General features: G+C 38.0%; 7 protein-coding genes. 6 read left to right on the top strand and 1 reads right to left on the bottom strand.

The window, feature by feature from the left end:
• Window positions 1-308: 308 nt before the first annotated feature.
• The 5 genes from IJ535_RS11615 to IJ535_RS11595 all read left to right on the top strand — a co-directional run bounded on the left by IJ535_RS11615 (window position 309) and on the right by IJ535_RS11595 (window position 5721).
• Complete coding sequence (locus IJ535_RS11615; protein WP_294302987.1) at window positions 309-878, top strand: hypothetical protein; 570 nt, start codon at window positions 309-311, stop codon at window positions 876-878.
• A 122-nt stretch (window positions 879-1000) separates the two neighbouring features.
• Complete coding sequence (locus IJ535_RS11610) at window positions 1001-1885, top strand: ParB N-terminal domain-containing protein (protein ID WP_294302982.1); 885 nt, start codon at window positions 1001-1003, stop codon at window positions 1883-1885.
• Window positions 1886-2063: 178 nt separating this feature from the next.
• Window positions 2064-2726: a response regulator transcription factor gene (locus tag IJ535_RS11605; protein WP_294302975.1), complete on the top strand. Its 663-nt coding sequence runs from the start codon at window positions 2064-2066 to the stop codon at window positions 2724-2726.
• A complete protein-coding gene (locus IJ535_RS11600; protein ID WP_294302972.1) occupies window positions 2727-4106 on the top strand; it encodes a sensor histidine kinase in 1380 nt (459 codons plus the stop codon).
• A complete protein-coding gene (locus IJ535_RS11595; RefSeq protein ID WP_294302969.1) occupies window positions 4093-5721 on the top strand; it encodes a Na/Pi cotransporter family protein in 1629 nt (542 codons plus the stop codon). Before IJ535_RS11600 ends, IJ535_RS11595 begins: the two co-directional genes overlap by 14 nt.
• Window positions 5722-5763: 42 nt before the next feature.
• Here IJ535_RS11595 and IJ535_RS11590 read toward each other — a convergent pair whose 3' ends face one another.
• Window positions 5764-6822, bottom strand: coding sequence for a LacI family DNA-binding transcriptional regulator (locus tag IJ535_RS11590; RefSeq protein WP_294302967.1), 1059 nt, complete (start codon window positions 6820-6822; stop codon window positions 5764-5766).
• Window positions 6823-7053: 231 nt separating this feature from the next.
• Between IJ535_RS11590 and IJ535_RS11585 the strand changes: the two genes are divergently transcribed.
• Window positions 7054-8556 carry a glycoside hydrolase family 32 protein gene (locus IJ535_RS11585; RefSeq protein ID WP_294302965.1) on the top strand — a complete coding sequence of 501 codons (1503 nt, stop codon included), beginning with the start codon at window positions 7054-7056 and terminating at the stop codon, window positions 8554-8556.
• Window positions 8557-8562 lie beyond the last annotated feature (6 nt).

The raw sequence follows: 8562 nt of genomic DNA, 5'->3' as shown, positions 1-8562 counted from the left end.
ATCCAATGTAAAATGTAATTGAGCCATAGTATTCATCCTTTCAATTATGTTTTGTGTGGTAACTTAATTTTAACTGAAAGATGAGCACTTGGCTCTTTTTAATAAATTTTAGAATTTACACCATTATATGGGCTTTATCCCAGAATTCACAATAGTCATACTAATTTTGCGCTAGACTACAAAACTCTCCCAAAAGAGCTCTCCAGTAAAATAAGATGGCACCTTGTATTTGCTATTTTCCCTATCTACGTTTAATATACTATTGTATTTTCACTTAATACTAAAATTTAATTAATGGAGAATCAAATATGAAAAAAATATCATTATTACTAGCCATTGTATTTTGTTTTTCACTGGTAGGATGTGGAAAAGATACAGCACCTGCTGCTTTAGAATCTACTGATTCAGTTGAAACCAATCAATCTACAGAAATCCCAGAAGATACTGCTTCTGAGGATTTTGCCGAGACACCTGATTCTGTTGATAACGAAGAGGCTGAGGAAGACGATGGCTCTTACTGGTTAAGCGGTTATTTAAAGTCTTCTGAAAAGGATAAGTCTGGTGAGCCAGACGAATACGGTGTTATTCAGCCTATTATTTATGTGGCAAAAATCGATGGAGATAGCTTAATCATCGAAGGAACAACTAATTTTAGAAATGAAGAAAGCCAAGATCCTGTGGGAATGGGACCAGGAGATTATGCTGAGTTTATAATCACTGATGAAACTGTATTTCAGATGGTTGGCGGCGAATACGGCCCTGAGACAGTAACTAAGGAAGAATTTGCAGGCTATCTTGAATCATGTGCAGATTCAGGCATACTTTTAGATTTAAAGATTACAGGTGAGAAAGTTACTATAGCTAAAATTCGTTCCTAAGCATTATGTTTGTAAAATTCTAAAAAAAAACACACATAAAATCTCAGTTATTATAAAATATAGTAAATGGCAATGATTTGCCAAGTAATGCATTCTAAAATGCAATCATGAGAGGAATATAAATGACTGAGTTTGATAAATTCATCGCAGATGAAGTGGCAAAATATAAGGGTAATTCTTTTCCTTTAAAAGCAAGTCTTTTAGAGCGTGCACTTGTGCGCAAGGTCAGCTACAAAAAGCTTCATCCAAATCCAGAGGATGAATTCTGCATTCCAGCTATAGGGCCAAGCTATCGTATAATCAATGAATATGTGCAGAAGATGGTTGAGGATAAATATGATGGCTTGTTTTCCGGGGTTGAGGATAGAAACATCACTGTGGAAAAGATGTATCCTGATGGGTATATGATTCTTAACGGACATCACAGATGGGCTGCATATATGCGAATCGGCGTCAAAAAGGTGCCTATCCATATTGTAAACCTTACCAATAGCCATGATATTTTCCAGATGCTGAATGATTCTAAATACGATAAGCGTGTGACTATCAATTTGGATGAGGTAATGTTTAGACATGTTAAAGATGAGGATGTGGAAAAGGGACTAGGCTTCCCATTTAAGAAGGTGTACAAGGAGCATTTGCTTAAGGGGTTGCCAGCAGTATGCAATCATCTGGCTAATGATGGATACGATATCTGGGTTTATACCACAGGGCTATATTCAAGAGAATACATACATCGTCTCCTTAAGTTCTATCACATTGATACTAATTTTATTGTGACAGGCGCCACCAGATTCGACACCACAGATTCCAAAGAGAAAAAGCAGTTGGCAGAGCTGTTTGCTAAAAAGTACGATGTTACTATTCACATTTATGGTGAGGCACTTTTGTATGTAAAGCGCAGCGCCAAGAAATCACTTCACTATGAATTGCATAAGGATTCATGGTCAGGGGATGCAATAGAAATCTTAGATGAGATACACAAGAAAGAAATAGCTGCAATTTAGGTAAACAAAAATTAACATACACTTAACATTCAACGTATAGACTTTTATTAACTTTTGATATTAGAATAAAGCTGTCTTTTGAATTCAAGAGAGTTTTGTGAAAATATCGATGAATGTTAGATTTTGGTATTCAGAGCCTTCGTCGATAAGACGAGGGCTTTTTTAGTAGGAGGAAAAGATGATTTACATTGTTGAGGACGATGCAAATATCAAGAAGATGCTTATGTTTGCCATTGCAAGAGCGGGCTTTGAGGTAAAAGAGTTTCCCGATGCATCACAATTATATAGCTCCTTGGAAGAAGAAATGCCCCAGCTGTTAATACTTGATATTATGCTCCCTGGGGAGGATGGATTTACAGTACTTGAAAAGCTTAGAAGTAATCTGGCCACTAAAAAGCTTCCTGTGATAATACTGACAGCAAAGAACAGCGAAATAGATAAGCTTCATGGATTAGATGGTGGTGCTGACGATTATGTAACAAAGCCATTTGGAGTTGCGGAGCTAATGGCACGCATCAGAGCAGTTATCAGAAGATATGAAGTGCAAACTTATACAGTGTATGAGGTGGCTAACCTAAAGGTAGATGAGGGAAAGCACATTGTTACCGTAGATGGAAATGAAATAGTTCTTTCTAAAAAGGAATATGACTTGCTTGTATTGCTTTTGAAAGCCAAAGGAAATGTGTGCAGCAGAGAGGAGCTGCTTAGTGCAGTATGGGGAGAGAATTACGGCGAATCCCGTACCTTGGATGTGCACATAAGAAAGCTAAGACACAAGCTTGATAATGAAGATTTGATAGAAACTGTAAAAGGATTTGGATATAGGATTCGGGAAAAATAAATGAAGAAAAAAATTTTTACTTCTATATTAGTTGTAACCATTATAGCGGCGCTGACGGCTATTGTATCAGTTAGTGTTCTCGGTGTTCCTTTTATGGAAAATGAGATTTTGCAGGAGCTGAAAATCGAAGCCGAGCTTATATCAAGAGGTGTGGCAGCTGATGGAATAGAGTATCTTGAGGATATTGCTGATAACGAAGAGCGAAGAATAACCCTGATAGATGAGAATGGTACTGTTTTATTTGACAGCGGAGCAAATGCTGGCAAGCTTGACAATCACAAAAACAGAAAAGAGGTTAAGCAGGCCATAGAGCAGGGCTACGGCAGCAGTATTAGATTTTCCGATACCATGACAGTACGAACCATCAATTACGCTTTAAGGATTGACAACAATCAGATAATTAGAATATCAGTAGCTCAAAACTACGTATTGGTGATTCTATCCTGGCTGATTATGCCTGTTTGCGTAATCATATCTGTTATCGTTCTTCTATCTGTTGTGCTATCAGAGGTTGTTGCAAGAAGGATATTGCAGCCATTAAATGACCTAGACCTTGAGCATCCAGAAGATAGCTATGTTTACGAGGAGATAAAACCTCTTACCAGGAAAATACAGGTTCAAAATAGAAAGCTGAAAGAAAAAATATACAGTGAGCTTGGGCAAAAGCAGCGCAGGCAAAGCGAATTTACTGCAAACATGACCCATGAGCTAAAGACTCCACTGACATCTATCTCAGGCTTTGCTGAGATTCTAATGCAGGATGATTTGGAAAACAGCATTGTCAAGGATTTTGCCAAGTCCATTTATGACGAGGCTGCAAGGCTGATTACCCTTATAGGTGACATTATTAAGCTGGCAGAAATGGATGAAAAAGAAGAAAAATATCATTTCGAAAATATTGATCTGATAGAGATGACCAAAGATGTAGTAAAGACATTGTTTGCCAGTGCCAAAAAGAAAAATATAGACATTAATCTTGAAGGGGATAGGGCTTATGTATATGGAGAAAAGAGAATACTGCATGAGATGATTTACAATCTTGTGGATAACGCAATCAAGTACAATCATCAAAATGGTTCTGTAAATATAGAGATTACAAAGGACTCAGATAATATTAGATTTGCTGTTAACGACACAGGTATAGGAATTCCTAAGGAAGAACAGGAGCACATATTCGAAAGGTTCTATAGAGTTGACAAAGCATATTCAAAAGAGCTGGGTGGCACAGGACTTGGATTATCCATAGTTCAGCAGGGAGCTTATTTGCACAATGCAAAGATAGAGCTTTCTAGTATTGAAGACGAAGGAACTGATATAGTGCTGGTATTTCCTGCAAATGAAATTGATATGAGAATGGAGAGAGAAGATGGGACTAGATAGTATTATTGGAGTAATAGGCGGTTTGGCGTTTTTTCTGTTTGGAATGAGTGTATTGTCTACCGCATTGAAGAAGGTAGCAGGTAAACGACTTGAAGTTATTTTGGAAAAAATGACAGACCATCCACTAAAGGGATTGGTGCTTGGTGCGGTGATAACTATAGCAATGCAATCATCATCAGCACTAACCGTTATGCTTGTAGGTCTTGTAAATTCAGGCATTATGAATATAGCACAGACTGTAGGTGTAATAATGGGTTCTAATATCGGAACAACACTTACTGCCTGGATTCTTAGCTTAAGTGGCTTAAAGACTGACAATATTTTGCTTTCAATGCTTAAGCCGGCTAATTTTTCTCCAGTAATGGCGCTTATTGGTGTGTGCATGATCATGGCAGCCAAGGAGCAAAAGAAAAAGGATCTAGGACAGGTTCTTGTAGGCTTTGCGATTTTGATGAATGGAATGGAAATGATGTCACATGCACTGTCTCCACTTTCAGAAGTACCAGAGTTTGTTGATGCCTTAACAGCTTTCAGAAATCCATTTTTCGGAGTATTGATTGGTACATTATTTACAGCGGTTATTCAGTCATCTGCAGCTTCAGTCGGTGTACTTCAGGCACTCAGTTTAACAGGGCACATCACATACGGTGTGGCTATTCCTATTATTATGGGTCAAAATATAGGAACCTGTGTTACAGCATTACTTTCAACAATTGGCGTTAGTAAAAATGCAAAAAGAGTTTCAGTAATTCACATTAGCTTTAATCTTATAGGTACAGCAGTAGGATTGATAGTATACCTAATGCTTGACTGGGGAGCAGGGCTTTCTATTTTTAATGATGCAATCAAACCATTTGAAATAGCAGCTTTCCACTCTATTTTTAACGTAGTGACAACATGCCTGCTGCTGCCATTTTCTAAGCAGCTTGTTAATATCGCAGAAAGCGTTATCAAGGATGATGGAAATCAGGAAGTTTTTTTGGACAAGAGACTTCTCCTTACACCTGCTATTGCAGTTAAGGAATGTAAGAAAAAATCAGCACTTATTCTACAGGATGCAGCAAATGGTTACATGGAATCTATGTCATTAATCGGTGATTATGATAGTAAGAGCAAGGATAACATCAAGGAATTAGAGGAAAGAGTAGATGAGATGGTGGAATCCTGCAACAATTTCCTTATCCAGCTATCCTCAAAGGATGTGTCAGACAGTGATAGTGAGATAATAGCTACCACACTTCATACAATAGGAGATATGGAAAGAATCAGTGATTATTCCCTTAATCTTTCTACAGTTGCCAAGAAAATGGAGCAGGCAGATTACGACAAAAAGGAACTGAAAAAGAATCTAAAGGATACTAATAAAAAGCTTGAAAGCCTGTTTGAAAAAATCATGATTGCCTACGAAAATGATGACGTATCAAAGGCTAATGAAGTAAGAGAACAATCAGAAGAGCTGGTTGACCAGATTAAGAAGGCTAAAAAATCAGATCTAAAGAAGCTTAGAAAAGGAAAAATGGATGCTGAGATTAGCGTATATTTATCGGATTATCTGAGCATTTCAAGACGTGTGGTTGAGCATATACAAAACATAGCAGAAGCTATTGCAATATAAAATTAAGAGTCTGGACTTTACAGTTCAGGCTCTTGCTTTTTGTTATTTAAAAGAAGTGGATTCTCTATACATTATATCAGTTTCGATATAGGTCTTCTTATAAGGCATAGCAGGGTTTGCAATCCTTGCCAGCAATAGCTCTGCAGCAGTGTAGCCCATGGAGCTTGAGTGAATTTTGATGGTTGTTAAGCCAGGTTCTATAAGGCTTGCCTCTGGTGCATCATCGAATCCACATACGCGAATATCCGTAGGTACCGATTTTCCAAGAAGGCGAAGAGACTTGATTGTGGACATGGCTAAAAAGTCGTTGGCGCAGAAGAACAAATCTGGTAGCTCCTTAAGTGATACAATCTGTTCACTTAGCCAGGTGGTGTCTGAATATGGATTGCTATCATCTGCAAGGATGCAGCTGTCTAAATCAAGGCCTATTCCCTTATCTGCAAGGACAGATACATAGGCCTGCCATCTTTCATAGAAGGATTGGCAGTGGTATCTATCTCCTATAAACCCAATCTTTTTGCATCCATTATTTATCATGGTTTCAAGCATGTGATATACGCTTGAAAGATTTTCCATATATAAAACATCTGCATTAAGGCTGCAGCGCTGGCTTAAAGGTGTATCCACAAACAATAAAGGGAGCCCCTGCTTGCACAAAAATTCACAGTACTTTTCTGAGAAAAGCTCCATGCAAATAATACCAGCTATGTTATCCACATTGATATTGGTTGGAAAGCAAAGGTGGCTAATCTCGTAATCGCGGATGATATTGATAGAAAGTTTGTAGCCGATAGCATCAATCTTGTGCTGGAAGGCATCTAAAATCTTGTTGCCAGAGTGGGAGCTGCCAGGAAACGCCTGAGTGAAGAGGGCTATTTCTGTCTTACCGCCGGAAGCTACGACTGTGGCATCGGATGCAGAAGAAGGACCCACATATCCTGCCATATTAAACTGCTTATAGCCCATTGAAATGGCTGTCTGGCATATCTTATTGCGGGTTTCGGCTGAAACATTTCCGGTATTGTTAAGAGCACGAGATACGGTGTTTCTAGATATTCCAAGTGTGTCTGCTATTTCTTGTAAAGTAACTCTATTTCCCATAGTATTCTCCTAAATTCAATATAGTAACAATGATACTGAAAACGTCCTAATGTGTCAAATGTAACATTGGATAAAATCTTAAATGTGTAATTTTTACCAAAACAAATCCCATATTTAAACGCATATTTCACAAAAATATAGTGCAAATGCATTAGAATATTGATTTAAATGTATCATGATATTACACTATATGTTACAGAGAATAGTGCAATTGCACCTATAGGAGGGAATATGAAGAAGGTTGTATTAATGCTTCTACTAGCGGCCATGTGCTTAAATGCGGTAGGCTGTGGCGCAGGTTCTAATGTAGAAGACACAAATGAAGAAAAGTACATAGGAGAGGAGTGGAGTAATTACGTGTTTTATCCAGCATCTATAGAAGGCTTTATTGGTGATACGATGCCCTTTTATGACGATGGCAAATTCAATGTTTTCTATCTGGCAGACCAAAGAAACGGCAAGCAGGGATATCATCCCTGGGGCTTAATTAAGACAGAGGATTTTGCCAGCTTTGATGATAAGGGAGTTGTGATAAATTACGGTGATACTGTAGAAAGCCAGGATATTGCCCTTGGTACAGGAAGTGTAATCAAGGATAAGGATGGGATATATCATGCTTTTTACACAGGACATAATGATACATATTCACCAAAGGAAGCGGTGATGCATGCCGTTAGCTCTGACATGGAAAACTGGGATAAGATTCCAGAGGATACATTTACAAGTGCAGGAAATTATTCCAAGGATGATTTCCGTGACCCTTATGTAATGTATTCAGAAGAAGATAAATGCTATCTGATGTTTGTAACCACAAGAACAGACAAAGGTGGTGTGATTGTAAAATACTCATCTAATGATTTGAAGACCTGGAAGGATGAGGGCGTTTTCTTTGAAAATGATATGGGAAACGATTCTAACATGGAGTGTCCAACAGTTCTTAAATACAAGGACAAGTGGTATCTTACATTTTCTGATCAGTGGCCTAAAAGACAGGTTCATTATCGTATTTCCGATAGTTTAAATGGACCATTTGAAAAGCCGGCAAATGATGTATTTGATTGCAACGGCTTTTATGCAGGCCGCCTTGAGACAGATGGAGAAAATCTGTATGTTGTAGGATGGTGCGGAACCAAGAAGAATCATCAAGATGGTGATGAATATGACTGGGGTGGAAACATGGTAACCCACCTACTTAAGCAAAATGCTGATGGAACACTTAACCCAGTGATTCCTACTGCCATTGAAAGCACAATGAAAAATGAGTGCACTCTTTCGCCTGTAAAAATGACAGACACTGTTAAGGAAAAGAATGGAAGCTACACATTTAGCGGCAATGATTATGAGACAGTAGGCTTTAAGAACATTATGGGAAGCTACCTATTTGAGACTACAGTTTCAGATTATGATGAAAATGGTATGTTTGGCATTTGCTTCAATACAAATGATGAAAGCGTTGGAAACCTCAATATTATGTTTAATGCCGCTACAAATAGAATTGAATTCTATAACAACAGTGATATCGTTCAGACCACAGCCCAGTCTAGCTTGGACTATGATTTATCAAAGGCAGATAAGCTTAATATCAAGGCTGTTATCTCTGATGGTGTAGTGGTCATGTATGTAAATGATCAGGTGGCATTTACAACAAGAATGTATCTATCACAGGGAAGCCAGTGGGGATTGTTTAGTATAAAATCTCCTGTGACTTTCACAGATACAAAGCTATATAAATAGAAGAGG

It is taken from the genome of Pseudobutyrivibrio sp. (assembly GCF_017471675.1).
In the GTDB taxonomy this organism is placed as follows: Bacteria; Bacillota; Clostridia; order Lachnospirales; family Lachnospiraceae; genus Pseudobutyrivibrio.
Note: the sequence above shows the minus strand (reverse complement) of the source record. Positions and strands in the feature narration are given on the sequence as shown.